Annotated in this window: 5 protein-coding genes (1 of these 5 only partly in view); all 5 read right to left on the minus strand. The window is 60.6% G+C overall.

The genetic code is table 11. From position 1 onward, the window contains the following. Positions 1 to 11,722: the start of an SdrD B-like domain-containing protein gene (locus QZ307_RS01590; protein WP_295994797.1), read on the minus strand. Its footprint begins 22,172 nt before the window's first position; the window shows 11,722 of its 33,894 coding nt (coding positions 1–11,722); it begins with the start codon at positions 11,720 to 11,722; the stop codon falls past the left edge of the window. 349 nt (positions 11,723 to 12,071) lie between these two features. Then, complete coding sequence (gene priA / locus QZ307_RS01595) at positions 12,072 to 14,411, minus strand: primosomal protein N' (RefSeq protein ID WP_295994800.1); 2,340 nt, start codon at positions 14,409 to 14,411, stop codon at positions 12,072 to 12,074. Between the two features lie 127 nt (positions 14,412 to 14,538). After that, complete coding sequence (ybaK, locus tag QZ307_RS01600; protein ID WP_295994803.1) at positions 14,539 to 15,024, minus strand: Cys-tRNA(Pro) deacylase; 486 nt, start codon at positions 15,022 to 15,024, stop codon at positions 14,539 to 14,541. Continuing rightward, on the minus strand, positions 15,017 to 15,901 hold the full coding sequence (locus QZ307_RS01605) for a DUF1461 domain-containing protein (protein WP_295994807.1): 885 nt from the start codon (positions 15,899 to 15,901) through the stop codon (positions 15,017 to 15,019). The genes ybaK and QZ307_RS01605 overlap by 8 nt, the downstream gene beginning before the upstream one ends. 127 nt (positions 15,902 to 16,028) lie before the next feature. Further along, positions 16,029 to 17,426 carry a circularly permuted type 2 ATP-grasp protein gene (locus QZ307_RS01610; protein WP_295994809.1) on the minus strand — a complete coding sequence of 466 codons (1,398 nt, stop codon included), beginning with the start codon at positions 17,424 to 17,426 and terminating at the stop codon, positions 16,029 to 16,031. Positions 17,427 to 17,698 lie beyond the last annotated feature (272 nt).

A 17,698-nucleotide genomic window follows, 5' to 3' on the forward strand; every position in this document is an offset into this window, starting at 1 on the left:
AGAACATGATGTCGCCCACCGTGCCGAATCGCTCCAGCAGCTCTTTCTTGAACGTGACCTTGGTGGTATGGAAACCGGTCCAGGCCGACACCGTGCCGCCGCCCTTCTGGTAGATGCCATTCTCGCGCAGCATCAGCAGATCAAGGGTCACATCGCACATCTCCAGTTTCGAAATATCCGATGAGTTGAAGATGCGTGCGTACAAGGTGAAGTCCTTGTCGTAGGGCACGGCTATCTGCGACTGGTACCTATCCATGTTGTCGGACTTGTACTGTGCATTGGGCACTTCGTCGATGACTGTGCCAGAGCCGGGCGTTCCCCACTTCGCATGGGTCTCGATGCCCAAAACAGGATCGCGCACCGTCAGACGCGAATCCGCCTTGTCATTAAAGGTGAACGAGGAAGGATAGGTCAGACCGTTCGGGAAATTCGTGCGCTTCGCCGTCACCGTAGAGATCAACGGGCCGTTGTCCAGCACGTTGTACCAGTTCGGCTCACCGCTCAACTGGGCATGCAGGATACTATTCGCGAAGTAGCTGGGTGCCACCACGCCGTAGTTGATCTCGATGCGCTTCAGGTACATTCCGGCGCAGGAACCGAATACGGCCTGGTCGCGGGTGTTGAAGTGGTAGCCGCCCGTATTGTTCCAGCCCCAATCGGAGCAGGCGGGATCAAACGTGGGGTTTGAGGTGCGCCAGTGAGTGCCTCCGGGCAGCTCCTGCGCCGAAGCCGGCTTCAGCAGCTGGGACTTCGGAATGGTGACACTCTTCTCTTGACCGGTAGCACTGTCAAGGAAAACGAAATTCAAATTTACCAGCGAGGACGTGCGCGGGTCGTTGCCCGTCATGCGCTCCGAGCCCAGCCACAGAAGACCCATGTCCAAATCGACCGTCTCGGTGAAGAAGCCACGAATGTTCGTCAACCCGCCCGACGAGACGTTGCGAACGCTGTCGACGCTAAGCACGATCTGGTTCGTGTCGGAGCGGGCGTAAGTGGTGTTCTTGACGCGGTAGCGGTATCCCGCATACTTTCCGTTCGCTGCGGGCGGCGTGACGTGGGACACCTGGACGTTCCACTGATGATCTGACGAGGCCAGCGAGCCTTCGCTCGCGTTCGTGCTTCGGAACGCCTCGCTCCAGGCGTCGAAGATCAGCTCTTTGATGGGCATATCATAGAGGGCGTCGCGCGCGGTATCAGAGCCGTATTTCATCGTGCGTGGATAGAACTTCGCCGTACTGCGGGTATAGCGCCCATAGGCGTCGGAACGGGCGCCATGGGTATACACGTGGCCATAGAGGCGAGCACGGAAGTCGTTGGACGGCACCCCGCCTACATTGTCCCCCAGCACATTGAAGTGCACGCGCACGTACTTCACATTCTTCAGACCCAGGGTGGTCAGGTTGACGGAAAGCTTGGTGCCGGTGATACGGCTGGCCAAATCCGCCGCAGTGAGCGTAACCTTTTGCTTCGCGTCGTCACTGGCGAAGTTTTGGTAGCCACCGGTCACACCCTGATCGCTGTCGAAGAAGTCGATGTAGCCGATCTCGCTGGTACCCTGGCGAAGAACGCCTCCGCTGAAGCTGACGCTGTCAATTTGCAGCTCCTTGGCCACGAACCCGCGCAAGGCGGACGGTGTGGAACCGGAAATCTCCTCGACGGCAATGAGCAAGTCCTGGTTCTTGGCCTGAGAGACCGTATGGTTCTTTAAGGTGTAGTTGTACCAGGCCCTCTCCTGCAGGTCGTTCTCGCCCCAACGGTAGGGTACGGGATCTTTCCACTGCGTCCAACCATTGAGCGTCGTGGGCGGCTGGGGCGTGTAGACCGTGCTGTCCAGGCTCCACTGCCCGTCAATGGTAAGCTCGGGCGCAATGGTGGTTATCTTCAGCTTGGGCGTCTTGGAGGCCGTGCCGTCCTGCACGCCCCCGCCATAGTAGGTGGAGCGATGAGTGCCCTTCACCGGAAGAATGCCCACCTGGCTTCCCTCTCCCTCATAGGCCACATAGCTGGCCGCTGAGGAACGGGCGACGCTTACGTTCGGCTTGAACGAACGGTAGTCGAAATCAATGCCGAGGAAGTAGTGGTTGTCCCAGTCGACCGGCGTCAGCACCACCGAGCCCGCCAAAGAGCCACTGGTCACCTTGTGGGCGTTGAGATACTGAATCAGATCGGCTCCGCTGATTGTTTTAGACTGGCGGGAGAACTGGCCCGAGGTGCCCAGCACGGCATAGCGGATGCGCACCGAGACAATATCGGCGTTGGCCAATAGGTTCTTACCGAGGATAACGCGCGAGGTGTCGAAACCGCGCAGGCACTGCTCCTCATCGAAATACGAAACGGGCAGGTCGTCGGTCACGAACTGACCGGGCATGATCTTCGAGGAGTTGCCCGAGCCCAACCGGAACCAGTAGCCAGCACTGGCCATGGCCATGGGCACCTCTTGCTCGCCCGCGCCAGCCGCCGTTGTCTTCAGGTCGGTAGTTCCCGTACGCTGGTAATAGCCATCGGCGGCGAGCAGCGGATCGGGCTGTTCGATCTCAAGATTAGCGCCCTGGTTGACGATGGTGCCGTTGTGATCCATGGTGCGGTCGTCGGCACCGTAATTGGTGGCAAAGGTGGCCTTCATGTTCAGCGTGCCTGGCTGCGTCGGCATGCCGTACAAGCCCACAAACGATCCCTGGCCGGGCGCAGGAGCCGTATACCAGGACTGGTAATTCTTATTGCCAGAAGCGAGTCCGTTATCGGCAATGCCGCCTGCAAACTGAACGCCACCTTTGAATTTCTCGAAATCGATGCGCACGCTTCGCAGCCACTTCCCGCCCCAGACACTCGCGGGAATAACGTAGCCACCCGCCAGCGCCCCGGTGCTCTGGCGATAGGACGCCATCTGCGCCGCAGTCAGAACCAAAGTGCTGCTCTGCCCCGTGGCCGGGTCGGTAAGGGCCAGTTTCACTACCGGGTTCGTGGCGTTGTTCCAGAAGTCCTTGCTCACTACGACATGAGAAGCCTGGTACCCGCGGAAGTCGTCCGTCGTTCCCGGACGGGTCCCCAGGGCGGTATAGGTAGTCTCAAAGTAACCCGGCGCCATGTCGGAGCCGTTGTCGGTAGTCACATGGAAGGTATAGCCCGAATCCCCCACGCCCATGGAGGCCACATGCTTGCGATCCTTATCGAGAGTCGAAGCGCTGGAGCCAAGCGAGCGCGTGATGACGCTGTGGTCGAACCCGACAGCCGTCGTGCCCTGGTACGAGAACGCGTACACCTCGGGATTGGCCTGCTGCACATTGAGCGTGGCCGTATGGGTGGTGGACACGTTAGTAAGTTGCGAGCCCTGAGCATAGGCCGTGGAGGCCGTGGCGCTCACCGGCATCGAGCCCGACTTGGTAGGCGTGCCGTAGATGTTTACATAGGCATCGTAATTCAGGGCATCGCTGTCCACATAGTAGGAGCTGCCGGAATGCTGGCCTTGGAAGTTCACACCGCCGTTAAAGCGGGTGAAGTCGATACGCAGACCGCGCAGCCACACCGTCCCGTCGGCGGTTCCCGTGGGAAGCCAGCGCGCCGGCGCAAACTCATAGGAGCCGTCGGACTTGCGGCATTGGGCCAACTGGGCTGCCGTCAGCGTGACCGTTACCGGACTGAGCAGAGGCGCTGCAACGGCGTTGCTTACCTGGAAGGTGACTGTCATGTTCTGCGCCGCAGCGGCGAAGGCCTTGCTGATAACCACTTTCGTAGCTTTGAAGCCACGCATGTCGGCAGGGTTGGTACCGGGACGCTGCATGACCTGGGTAGTACCGATTTCCAGATAGCCCGGGATAATCGAAGAGCCCGCATCCGTGGCCATATGGAAGCTGTAACCGGAGTTGCCGCGTCCAATGGACACGGTGCGCGAACCGTCGCTTCCGTTACCGGAACCAATACTGCGATCGTAATGGCCGCCGCCAGTGCCCCCATCCGAGAAGCCGAAGGCGTACACCGACGGCTGCGCGGGCTTGACCTTGAGGGTGGCCCGAGATCGCGCGGTAGCTTGGGGCAGCCCCGCGGGGTAGTTCGTGGTCATGGTACCGTATACGTCCAAGCGTCCATCAGCACCCAAAGAGGCCGTCGGCGTGCCCAACAGGGCGACGAAGGCCCCCTTCTGCGCTTGATCATTCCCGGTATCGTGCAGGTAATAGCGGCCTGAGAAGGGATAGGCGTCGCCTTCGAACTGCACGTCTCCATTGAACTTGCCGTAGTTTACCTTGACGTTCCTGAGCCATTTCCCGTTCCAGGCGCTGGAAGGGATAACGTAGGCCCCGGCCATTACTCCCGACGAGGCTCGATAAGACGCCAACTGCGCGGCGGTCAGCGTTCGAACGGCCGTCTGGCCTGTCGCAGGATCGAGGTAGGTGAGGTCGACGCTCTGTATGGTTGAATTGGCCGCAAAACCCTTGCTGATCACCACATGAGAGGTCTTGAATCCATGGTAGTCAGCAGTGTTTCCATCCTGCACGCAAGGAATATCCGACGTGCTGAACGATCCCGGAGCAAGCATAGAGCCATTCTCAGTGGTAACTTGGAAGTGATAGCCCGCGTTATTAAAACCGATATGAGCCGTCTGCTCGCTATTGTAGGAATTGGTTCCAGCGTCATGGGTGGACACCGCTGCCAAAGGATTCGAAGTAATGCTGTTGGTGCCATCACGGTAAGCGAAGGCGTACACGCGAGGCTCTGCCGTCTTCACGCGCAGCACCGCCGTGTCGCTCTTCGACACATTGGGCACGCCGGCCACCCCGTAGTCAGTACCCACGGTTGAGGTTACCTGATAAGTCCCCGGCATTGTGGGCGAGCCGTGCAGAACAACCATGGCGTCACTCGAGAATGTGTGGGGATCCTCATCCTCGTCGTAGTGAATGATAGTCTGCTCACGCAGGTAGTTGTAGTTCACACGGACGTTAACCAGATGATAGCCTTCCCAAGCCGTGCGGGGCACCACGTAACTGCCCGAGAGGCTCCCATTGACCGAGAGCCCGCTGCCCGTCGCACCCGAGGCGTTCACCAGGTACTTGGCATCCAATTCCGCACGCGGAATGGAAGTCGTGCCCGTCGTGCCGTCGTCCTTCACCCATTTCACAACGATGGAGGTGATATCGGACTGATTGCGCAGATAGCGGTTCACTACAATGCGGCTCGTCTCGAAGCCGTAGCGCTTCCCGTCGCCGAGGGCCGTGAAAGGCAAGTCACTGGTGCTTACGTAGCCAGGAAGAATCTGGGACTTGCCCGTCAACTTGTCGTCCCGGGTCAGGATGTTCCAACCAACTACCGATGTGGCATTCTCCACTTTCTTCGTATCACCCACGTGGATGACGAAGCCCTCGCGTTCCTCCTCCAAGGGAACGGTCAGATCGTCTTCCTTCTCGGAGGTCTGCAGATCGGTCGGTCGATCCTTCAAGTAGGCGAAGGTTTTGTTGGTGGCCACGGGATCGATCGGCGTGATGGCACCGGTGTCGCTGTGCGCCAGTTCTTCACTGGGCGACACCGACGTGGCATAGGAGGCCACTACCGAGCCGGTCAACCGGCACTCGCTTTTGAGCGGAGAAGTCAGGTAGGCGCCCGAGGGAAGCGTTGGAGCACCGTAGAAAGCCACCAACGGGCAGGTAGGATTCAGTAGATCCTTCTGACGCACAGCCGGCGTATAGGCGGCGTCCTGCGAGGCTTCCTCATAGGTGTCGCGATCAAAGTGCTGGAAGAACACATTCGGGTTGAAATATGAGAAGTTGACGGTAAGTCCCGTTAGGTAATACCCGGCCGAAGCATTCCACATGTCGGAAGCAAGGAGCACGCCGCCCACGGGAGACGAACCGATCGCCCCTGACATCTCATGCCTCATATTGGCGTAGTATTTGTTGTTCGTCATGATGCGTTTGGCTAAAACCTGAGCCTTTGTCAGCGTTTTTGTCGAAGAAGCGCCCGAGGCGTCACGCAAGTGCAGCACCACGGCATCGGCATCGCGCAGGGTCATGTTTTCCAACAATGACTGATTCAGATAGACCGACGAGGTTTTGTAGCCCCTGAAGCCGTTCACATCGTTGTAGATGCTGTACAGATCTCCCGTGCTGAACGAGCCGTTGTGCGCCGGCGAAGTGGTGTGGTTGTCGATGTAGAAGGCAAAGCCCGAACCGGCACTGAAGGCCGAAGATCCCGATTCATTCGCCGTGCCGAGCGATACCTTCTGCGCCGCCCGGCTGCCACCCGTCGCGTCGTCCTGGAAATAAGCGTAGCCACGCTCGAGGCGATAGCCAAAAGCGTGCACCTCAGGCGACGGTGATGAGGCGTGCAAATAGGCCTTCTTAGAAGAATGAACAGCGTTGTTTCCCAGGCGATAGTCGGTGGCCAGCGTTCCGCTCATGGGATAACGGCCTACAATGCCAGGATTCCCGTGAATGGCAACGTACACGGACGAGGCCGTAGTAGAGGGCGAGGCGTTGCTCGACGCCGCCACCCTGCCGTCAAAGGACTCGAAATTGACCTTCACTTTATCCAAGCGGGCATCAGGCCACTCTGGAGTAGCCCAGGCGCTCTGGGGAATGACTGCGCAGCCGTAGAGCTCGGAAGAAGCATTGCGATTGATGAACGGCTCCAGTTCCTCGCGGGTAAGGGTCAGCGGGCCCTCGGCGCCCAGCTCGGTGCCGTCATGGACGCGCCAGAGGGTGACTGAAGTGATGTCGGCACAGGCCAGAAGTCCCTTGCTAATCACCACCGACGAGGGCACAAAACCGTTATGGCCTCGGTGGATCACCGAACCCTCGGGGTAGGTAACGCCGTCGACGAAGCCGCCATCGGGCAGCAGTGTGCAATCGCATGCCGAGTACAGCGCATTGTTCGCACCGGCGTTGTTGGCCGTTGCGTTCTCGTCGATGGGGGTACCCGACGAGAAAGACGATGTGGTAAACGAGCCAGGCTCCATCTTCGACTCATGCTCGTTAGAGAGGTTGAAAACGAAGCCAGCCCGCTCCTCGTTCACGGGTACGTAGAGCTCGCCTTCATTGTTGCTATGACCGGACAGCGTGGCGCCAGGCGCTTCTTGGGGCGTCAAATAACCGTAGGCCTGCACCTTGGGCTGCACCGGCCCCAAGGGGTTAAGAGCCACCTGCTGCAGGCACGTGCGCACCGATCCAGCATAGAATCCCTGGGCGTTATCACCCAGATTGACCGGCGTCACCCACGTGGGAGTACCGTTGCTTAAGGTGGCAACGTTCGTAAAGGGGATCGTTTCCTCTGGATCGGTGCTTACTCCCTCTCCTTGAGGCTCGCGCATAATGCCCGAGAACGTAATATCGATGGGAATGTCCACGACCACCTTCGCAGCATCGACGCTGCTCTCGTGAACTCCAGGCTCGTGCACGGGCAGACGATCGGCGAAGTTTATGCGCACTTTACCCGTAAACCAACGCGGCAGACCCGAACCCGTAACAAGCTTCGTACGCGTTTTAGCCTCGATGCCCTTGCTCTCCAGATATCCAGCGATGTCCAGAGCACCCTGGGCAAAACCGCCCTTGGTTCCCCATCGCCAGACGTGCCATTGCCCCGAGATTCCCTCGTCAACCGGCTCGAGGTCGAGCGGCACCCACTCCAACTGATTATCTTCGATGTATTGCGTCTGCTTGGGAGCCGTACACACCTGCACCTCGATAATCGGCTTGCCATTTCCGCCGAACCATTGCTCGAGGCTGCCCGCGGCGGCCGTGGCGGCCGACGGCGAAGCGGTGTTTCTCGAATCCTTTTTGACCCTCAAAGTAATCGTGCTGAGATCCCAATATTTGGGAAGCGAGTCCACCACATTGCTCGGCTGATCGCAGTTCTTCTCAATACCGGAAATGAAGATGTTTCCCTGAGAGGTGAAATCCGTCAAGCGATAATGGGACGGATAGCCCAAGCGGCCGGTTCCCGATCCGCCGTTTTCAAGGAACTTCGGCTCGTTCATCACCGACGCCGGGGCATTCGGATCGTTCGCCGCATCGTAGGCGCTGGCGATCTTGCGCATCTTCACACTGTTGAACACGTCCTCGAAGCGCTGGGCGTCGTTCTTGTTCGACTTCGACCAGGTGAAGCCCTCAATGCCCCGATTGCCGAAATAGACCGTGGGATAGCAGCCGAAGGCCAAGTTCGGATAGGTCTTGCGCTGAATCTTCGTATCCGGTTCTTGCCAGGGCGTATAGCTCAAATTGGTAGTAAACGGCGCTGCCACCAGCAGAGTCACCTTGCTGCGCTTATGGTCGGGATTACCGGTGGGCATGAGAAGCGGAGGCAGTTCGCCATTGGCATCCTTCTCGTTTTGAATCAAGAAGTTCATCTGGCCGTTGCGCTCGAACGTCTGGTAAGCCAGAGGCTGCACGTTTGCCAAGCTCTCCACGTTGGTGAATTTCACCTGGTCGACGCTGTCCCAGAACACATTCCACGACGCGGCATCGGTGTCCTGGTCAGTCACATCGTAGATGAGCACGCCGCCCGCATTGGGCTTACCAATGAAAGAGCCCGACTTCCAAACATCGCCGTACAGTTCGTCGGCGCTGACCGGAGTTCCGTCTGCTTTCCAGCTGGCAATATCGGAGCGCAGGATACCGCCCGTACCGCTTTCGGAGTTGGGCACCGTCAGGTTAAAGCCAAGAAGGTCGATGGGCGTGTCGAACGTCGGCGACGTGTTCTCGATCTCAACCTTGTAAGCGTGATAGTTGTAGCGGTCCCACATCACCTGATGCTCGGTAAGCGGAGTCACTTTCATTTCCCACTGCAGATTCGACTTAATGAACGTGATACTGCGCACGAACTCCTTGGTGCTGGTACCGTTATCGATAACCACTCCACAGGTGTGCGCCTCGTTCGTGAGGACATCGATGTACGACTCTATTACGCAGCCCGTTTTTACCGCACCGCCTGTATTCTCCGGCACATTGGCGGTAAAGGCCACGTCGAAAACATCCGCAAGGGCGAGCGTCGGGTCGTCGAAGCTCTTCGGGCAAAGTCGGAACACGCCGGTGAGCGCAAATACTTTGCTTTCGGGGTCGTTCTTGTCTTCTTGGTAGTAGCACCCTTCGATCTGCTTCCAGTTGTCCGCGCCATTAATGGGGAACGGAGACAGGGAGGAATAGACATCATAGCTTTCGAAAAGCGCGTCCATGTCCTCGGAGGTGAGCATCATACGCATGGGATTCGTGTTCCAGTCAGGGTTTTTAGCCGCGACGGCCGGATCAGCCAAAATGCCGCAGTACTCGTTATAGTCGGCTACCTCCTGGATGGTGCCGTCGACGTCTCGGTAGAAATAAGGAATCTCGAGGTAGATATTGGCCGGATCGTTCGGCGTACCCAGAATGTAGAGGTCCGACGTATAAGCGTAGTCCAGCGAAACCGTGGCCTTGTTCGTGGAGCCCACCATGTAGATATTGTTCTCCTGGTCGAGCATCATGCAGTCGCCGTTATAGCCCAAGGTCAGACTAAAGGCATCGAGAAGCTCCTCGTCGGTGGCCGCATACAAAGCCACATTCCCATCAGGGTTAATACTCTGCATCATCAGCGAGTAGAAATTGCCGTTCGCGTCCGTCACCGCATGGCCGCTGATGCCCGGATGCGATTCGGGAAGAGCCGGCTTGGTGAACTCGGTGGCTGCTGGCGCGTTGGCGCCCTCGTCGCCGCCTTCATTTGCGGAGTTATCGTCAGTCGGCTCGTTGCTGGCAGCGTTGTCGCCCTCATCGCCCTCAGGCTTCTGCGCAGCGTCACCCTCGGCAGGTTTCAGCTGGTCAGGAGCGGGAGACACCGAGGCTTTGCGCGCGAATGCGATGTCGGCTTCCTCGCGCAGCGGGAAGGCTTGGGCCGAAGACAGCACGCGCAGTGAGGGCTGGGCCTCGAACACGGCGCGCACCGGTTGATAGGCGCTCTTGTCCGCTGTCCCATCAAGCGTCAGATTCTCGGACGCGAACGGCACACTCACCAGCAGTACGCGCTCGCCGCCGGCCGACACCTTGCCCGCTTCGTCTTTCAAGCTGACAACGGCTCGGCCCTCGTCAGTTACCTGGTAAGGCAGGCAAATCAAACCCGCTGCCTCCAGCGCCTCGGCATTCGTGGGATCAATAGTCGCACGCTCATCTGCGGAAAGCCCCGTCACATCCAGCACGACCAAGCCGCTTTCGCCCGGTATGCCCACGTATTCCGTCTCACCGTCGGCAGCCTTCTCCTCCTTGTTGCCATCTGCGCGATTCGCGCGCAGGTCGTGGGCGGTCAGACCGTTTTTGCCCTGAGCATCGGCCGGGTAGGAAACGGCGAAAGCCGCGCTCTGCGCGGCGGGAGCATGCTCGGGAATGGCGAGGGTGAGCAGATGGCTCGCCCATCCGGTCTGCCCGTCAGCCACCGTCGGCGAGCCCATCGGCTCGACGGCCAGGCTTGCTTCCGCCGTCGACTCCACGTTCGACAAGTTGAGCGATCCAGCCCCTTGGCGCATAGCAGTGCCCAAGGAAGTCTTCCCGTCGGCATCGGTATAGGAATGCACCTCATAACCGCAGGTCAAAGCCGCGCTACCTCCGTCAATGACGGAGCCGGCGAAGCCCACCTCGAACTGGGGCATCGCGGCGTCGGCATCCAGGCGACCGTCTGCCTCGGTACGTTTGCCGTCCTTGCCGCGCTCGCCGCCTTCATAGCGGAACACGATGCGACCGGACACGCCCCCTTTGAAGTCGTCGTCGGTCAAGCGCGCGTAACCATTCTGATGAAGCTGCCACGCCGACCAACCCTCGGGCACACCTTCGCGGTACAGCGCTACGCGTCCGCCCAAGCGCTTGACGTTTTCGCTCATCAGAGCCTCATGGGCTCGATCGGCCACTGCCTGGGCCGTTTCGCCGACATGGGCGCTCTTCGCCTCGTTGGCACGGACAACGCGAATGGCCCACTCCTCGGCCGAGAGCGTGGAAGCCAGTGTCCCCTTTTCGTCAGCCGGATACAGATAGGGGGCATCGAATGTGAGCACCACGGCATCGCCTTCGGCGCTACCGCCCATAAATCCACCGTTGAGCTGGGATTTCAGATTTCCCAGTCCGAGCCGCACCTGCATGCGGCGGCCCTTCAGCTGGAAGCTGCCCTCGCTCGAGAACGGCGCTCCCCAGGCAGCCAGGTCGGAAGTCAACCGCTCGCGGATGTCGTCTTCGCCACCCAAGTCAGCGGGCAGCACCTGGTCGGCGGGCGTCAGTCCAACGGGAGCAAGGGCCTTCAGGTCTTCCTCGGAAATGGCCACAGCCTGCACATCGGCCACCGATGGCGCGACCGACTCAGACTCAGCAGGTTCATTCTCCTGGTAATCAGCGGTTTTGTCATCATCGCCCTCAGAGGGAGAAACGGAATCCCCCTGATTTTCGGACGACGTCTTTTCAGCCGAAGCGTTCTCGGAGTTGGCCTTGTCAGCGTCTTCGTCCTGATTCTGGGCAGACTTCTCCCCTTCTTCGCTCTCAGAATCGCTGGGAGAAGAGGAGTCGGCATCCTCCGAAGCTACCTGTTCGGAAGTCTCTTCGCTGGCCAGAGCCGAGGAAACCGAAGGGCCGATGGCCGAGAAATCGAACATGGTGAAGGCCAGAAGTACCGACAAGATAACGGCGATCGTCTTCTGCCACGGTCGAGTGCGCAAGGGGGCGTTGGTGGAGATCACCGTTGCCGAGGCGCCCTCGACAAAAGAGTCGTTTGCGGAAAGCCCTGGGGCGGCGGTCACCCCCTCATTCTGCGAGCTTTTTGCCCGTCCCTCGCGGTCTAGGCGGGGGTCTTTGCTATGAGCGCCCCCCCCCCGTGGCATTATTTCGGCTTAAACCGAAATTCGTAGTGAGCATTTTCCGTTTCATAATGCTTCCGCCCTTTTTCCTACGTCCACCTAGCATCGTTCGCTAGACTTGTCAAAAACATGAGTTAATCAGGTAGAATTCACCTAACTTTACAAATTATAGACATTCAGTTAACTGTTTTCAATCAAACGGTGTGAAGGAACCCTTGGTCAGGGCGGAAAAGCAATATTTTCGCTGCATACAGGATATTTTCAGAAAGTTTACAATTTAGCAACGCAGTCGCTACAGCAGGTCAACAGGGTCGACGTCCACGGCGGCGTTCACCGCGGGATGCGGCTTTCGGGCGCGGAAGAGGCGCGCCAAGGGGCCCGAGATATCGTCGCCTGCCGGTGCCTTCACCACGATGTGCCAGCGGTAGGTGTTGCGCAGCTTTCCCAGCACGCAGGGGCTGGCCGGCAGCACGCTCCAGCGCTGGCCCACCTCGCAGCGGATCAGCTCTTCCAACGCCTTGTGCAGAGCCTCGGCCTCGGCGGCCACTTCGTCCTCGTTTTTGCCCCACACCAGCACATTCGCCATGCGCACGTAGGGCGGGTACTGAAGCACCTTGCGTTTGGGCAGCTCGGACTTCAGGAACAGCGCACGGTCATAGGATGCCGCGGCCCGAATGGCCACATCGTTCGCCTCGTAGGTTTGCACCAGCACGCGCCCGGGCAAATTCGCCCGCCCCGCGCGGCCGGCTACCTGCTCGATGAGCTGGAACGTGCGCTCGCCGGCCCGATAGTCGGGTAGGTGCAGCTGGGTATCGGCGTTGATGACGCCCACGAGGGTTACGTCGTCGAAGTCGAGCCCCTTCGCGATCATCTGCGTGCCCAGCAGCACCGCAGCGTCCGCGGCGGCGAATTCCTCAAGAAGCGCCTGATGGGCGCCTTTCGCCTTGGTGGTATCGGCGTCCATGCGGATAATGGGCACACCCGGCCCCACGCCGGCCATGCCGTCCAGCAGCGCGCGCAGATCGGCCTCCACGCGCTGGGTGCCGGCACCGAACTTCTTCAGATAAGGGCTGCCGCACTCGGGGCACGTGGGCGGCGCCCCCACGTGGTAGCCGCAATGATGGCACACCAGTTTGCTGCCCTCTTCATGATAGGTAAGCGAGGTGGCGCAATGGGGACACTCGGGCACGAACCCGCAGTCGCGGCACAGGAGGAACTTCGCGAAACCGCGCTGGTTCAGCAGCAGCACCACCTTGTGCCCCTGGGACAGCTCCTGCTGGAGCGCGCGCGTCAAGCGCCCCGAGAACATGGAGCGGCTGCCGCTGGAAAACTCGGCGGCCATGTCCACCACTTCCACAGCGGGAAGCGGGCGGCCGTTGGCGCGCTCGGGCAGCGCCACCTGGCTCCACAGCGGATCCTTCGCCGCACTGTGCAGCGCCTCGATGGACGGTGTGGCCGAGCCCAGCACGAGGGCACCGCCGGCGCGTCGCATCATCCACGCGGCCACGTCGCGCGTGGTGTAGCGCGGGGCGGAGTCCTGCTTGTAGGAGCCCTCGTGCTCCTCGTCGATGACGATGAGCCCCACGTTGGCCAGCGGCGTGAACAGGGCGCTTCGGGCGCCCACCACCACGCGGGCGGCGCCGCTTTTCACGAAGTCCCACTGGTCGTAGCGCTCGCCCTGGCTCATGCGCGAGTGCATGACCGCCACGGCATCGCCGAAGCGACCGCGGAACCGCGCCACCGTCTGCGGCGTGAGCGAGATCTCCGGCACCAGCACCATAGCCGTGCGCCCCTCGGCCAGGGTGCGCTCGATGGCCTGCAAATACACCTCGGTCTTGCCCGAGCCCGTCACGCCGTCGACCACCACCACGCGGCCCTCGCCGGCCGCACGGGCCGCCTCAATAGCCTCGAGGGCCTGCTGCTGGCCTGGGGTAAGAGGCGGCGGCGCCGTGGGCGTGAAGGCAGTGCCCGAAGGATCGGCCCCCACGCCCCGCATGCGGCGCCGGCGCTCGATGCGCACTACGTCCTTCGCCTCCAGCGCCTTCAACGTGCTGTCCACCGCGCCGAACTCCTGGGCCAGCTCGGCAACGCGCGCGTCGCCTTGGGCGAGTACTTCTAACACGGACTGCTGCTTCACGGCATTCTTGCGCGGCTGGAATCCCTCGAAGGCGGGGCCGCGGGTTACCCAGCGATCGTCCACCTGACCCACCGTGGGTTCCTCGAGCCGCCACCGCCCGTCGCGGCCGCGCACTACGCGCGGCACCGCGCCCGGCGGCGTGAACAGCCGCACGCAGCTGGAAAGCGGCGCCACGTAGCGCTCGGCCAGAAACTGCGCGCAGGCCGCACCCTCTTCGTCGAAGTACGGCTTGGAAAGCACCCGCTCCACCATCTTCAACTTGCTGGCCGAAAGCGGGTTGCCCCACAAATCGACCTCTTCACCAGGGGCTTCCTCGGCTTCTTCCAACCCCACGATGTAACCCACAGCCTTGCGACCGCCCAGCGTCACCAGCACGGCGCACCCCACCTCAGGCGCCAGCCCGTCCTCCCCCACGCCCTCGTCGGGCACGGCATAGGAGTACGGGGTGTCAAGCGCTTGGGTAGGAATATCGACTATGACCGAGGCAATTTTCATGGGGCATAGTATACCAAGGAGGGCAAGCCCTACCTGTCAGGACGCCATCGGCGGCAGCTGCTCCCACGCCCCTTGCGTTCCCTATATCGATCGTTAATCGCATTAATGATCGATATATGAGGCATTGCTACACCGTCAAATCGGCGTAGGTGAAGGGAATGAGCTTCTGGAGGTCGTCGGGGTTCATGCGCACCTGGCAGCCGATTTTGCCGCCAGAGAAGTAGATCTCGTCGAACAACTGGGCCGTCTCGTCCACGAAAGTATCGAACCGTTTCTTCATGCCCACGGGCGAGCAGCCGCCGTGCACGTACCCGGTAAGCGGCAGAAGCTCGCGGGCCTTCACCATGGACACGGCTTTCTCGCCACAGGCGGCAGCGGCCTTCTTCAGATCGAGCTCGCTGACCACGGGCACCAGGAACACGTAGTGCTCCCCGGTCTTTCCGCAGGTAACAAGGGTCTTGAACACCGCATCGGGGTCTTCTCCCTGGGCGCGGGCGATTTCCTCACCGGTCATAGTAGCCTCAGCCTCGAAGAACAGCGCCTCGTGCGCAAGGCCCGCGGCGTCCAGCTCGCGCAGGGCGTTCGTCTTGTGCTCTTTGGGGGCCTTAGCCACGGTTCTTCTTGCCTTTCTTCGACTTTTTAGCAGCGCGTGCCGCCTCGGCGGCCAGCTCAGCGGCCTGCTGCTTGGCACGCCACGAGGCCGCACAGCCTCCGACAAAGCACAGCACGCCCAACCCAATGGCGCCGGCAGCCCACACGCCCGCCATGCCCTGCCAGAACGTAAGCGGATACATAGAGATGAGCAGAGAGTCAGCTGGGAACGTCCACGTGCCGTCCTCGAAGAAGAACGAGTGGAACACGGCGAACAAGCCGTTGAAGTCGATGACGGCCCACAGGCCCAAGATACCCAGCACGGCCACCAGAAACACCGGGCCCACTCGCAGCATAAAGGCCAAGGCTGCGAACTGCTTGCGCACGAACAGGAGAATGGCCACCAGCAGCGCCGCCACACCGATCATGCCCAGCCACGAGCTGACGCCCGTGATAGCACGGTAGCAATCATCGAGATGCGTCATGGCCGCTGAATCAAGCGCATAGCGGTCGCTCACCTGGGCCAGCTTCTCCATCGTAACATCCGGCGAGGCGTCAGCCGCGCTTTCGTCCAGCACGGCCTTGGCCTGGGCATTCCACAAGTCGGCCTTGGGCGATCCCTCGGCCGAAGCCTCACGAGCGCAGGTCAGCGTAGCGTTGGCCACGGCCTGCACCGGATCGTCGCCCAGACTGCGCTGGTCTACCGTATAGGTGCGCGTGACATCGGCCAACTGTACCAGCTGATCATGGGTATAGGGAGACTCCTCCCCCAGGCTCATCGACGAAGCCAGCCAGTTCGTGGTAGGCGGCATGCAGCAAAAGGCAAAACCGCACACGGCCAGCGCCACCGCAAGCACCGTGGCGCCAATGCCCGCCAAAATACTATCGGAAGAGCCCATGGGCTCCCTCCCCTCTCTCCTACGCGCGTGACGCAGCCACGACACGTCTGCAGCTCAACTGCGGCCCTGCAGCGGTGCGAGCGCGAAGCACGCACCCCACCCCGCCGGGCGCCGCTACGCTTTCCCGCTATACCTCCAGCGCCACCGCCGGGTCCACCGAGCAATCAACCCAAATGGAAGCAGCCGTCATGCCCTCGTTCTGCTTGCAGATGGTGGAGTGCGGCCCCAGACGGCTGAACACGCCCTGGAAGCGCCCATTGTACAGGTAAAGGCCGTTCAAATTGTTGTAAGGCACCGGATCGCTGAGCACGGCGCCGTCGGGCTTCTCGTTGATGCCGTAATCGGGCGGCAGTGTGTCGGTCTTGAAGGGCGTGATGAAGCGCTGCACGATGAACGGATAGCCGGCGCGCTCGTTGGCGAACTCGTCGATGACCTGCTCCCATTCCTCCTGGGACAAAGCGTTGCCCGCGTACACGTTATCGGCGCCGTAGTGGTCGGTGGGCTTGATGATCCACTCGTCCTTGTTCGCGCGGATCTGAGCCAGGTTCACCTCGTCCTCGTTGAGGAAGGCCGTCATGGGCACCGTTTCCTCAACGAAGCTGATCTCTTCGTCGATGAGGAAGGCCTGGGTCTCGGGCTTAAACAGCACCTCGAACAGCTGCTTATCGTGCACGATGTGTCCGGCGAACGACCCGATGAGCGCCACTTTCTCGGCGCGCACCGCCTCGATGAGCGCCTGGGACTCGTCCCAGAACTCCAGCACGTCGTTGGTGACGCAGCGGCGCCAGATGGCGTTGATCTCCAAGCCGTCCTTGTTGCGCAGCACCGTGCCGTCGAAGGTAAGCTCGCGCACATCGGCCACCACGCAGTCCACGCCGCTCTGACGGAACAACTCAGCGAACTGGTAGAACTCGTCCACCACGCCGTTCTCCAGGTAATCGCAGATGGCGAAGCGCGGGTTGTCCACCTTGTGCTCGTAAGTGCCGTAGATGTTCATGAACTCCTTCACCCACGGCTCGAACAGGCTGCAGCCGAGCACCTGGTGGTTCTGCGCGAAGGTACGGAAGGTCTCGGAGCCGATGATGGAGTTCGTGATCTCGCGATTTTCGTTCATGCCCGCCGAACCGTCGCCGTTGAACTCGCAGAAGTGAATGCGGAAGTCGTCCTCGTTGAGGAAGGTGTCCACGCGGGCGAAGGGCAGCACCGAATCGTAGCCGCGGGGCAGCAAGATGAGATCCACCAGACGCTCGTCGAAGTCGAACACCTTGCGGTACTCCTCATCGGAGCGATAGCGCTCGATGACCTTGCACAGAATGCGGTGGCAGGTTTCGGCCGTACGCTTCATAACGTCGTAGGTTTCCTGATTGAACAGGCGCGGCACGAACGAGGAGGCCACCACCTGATGATGAACGATGGCCGTGGAGTTCAACATGTAGTCGAACGCTGCGCGGCGCCCCTCAACGGCCCCGTCAAGATCATCGATGATGGAGAAGTACTCGCGGGTGTAATCAGCATTGGTTGGCATGGGCGCTCTTTTCCTCGAACTCGTACACTAGGAGAAAAGTGTAGCACTCCTCCCCGCACCCGCCGGCCTTCGTGGTCGTTTCGTAGAGAACTTCTCGCCGAAGCCGAGCGTGCCCATCGTCAGCCGAGGAAGTTGCGGGTTAACCGCGAATCTTCTTGCGCCAACTTCGCCCAACCGCTAGCATGAACAGCCGTGCGCCCGCGACGGTGCACAGCACATTATCCAGAGTCGGGGTAGAGAGTTGGCTCGTCGATCCCGACACCAACCTGACG

It is taken from the genome of uncultured Adlercreutzia sp., from assembly GCA_910585575.1.
In the GTDB taxonomy this organism is placed as follows: Bacteria; Actinomycetota; Coriobacteriia; order Coriobacteriales; family Eggerthellaceae; genus Adlercreutzia.

What these genes read in the sequence shown, in the direction of transcription:
- priA (WP_295994800.1), bottom strand. Translation starts at nt 14,411, where the DNA reads ATGAAAATTGCCTCGGTCATAGTCGATATTCCTACCCAAGCGCTTGAC.
- QZ307_RS01605 (WP_295994807.1), bottom strand. Translation starts at nt 15,901, where the DNA reads ATGGGCTCTTCCGATAGTATTTTGGCGGGCATTGGCGCCACGGTGCTT.
- QZ307_RS01610 (WP_295994809.1), bottom strand. Translation starts at nt 17,426, where the DNA reads ATGCCAACCAATGCTGATTACACCCGCGAGTACTTCTCCATCATCGAT.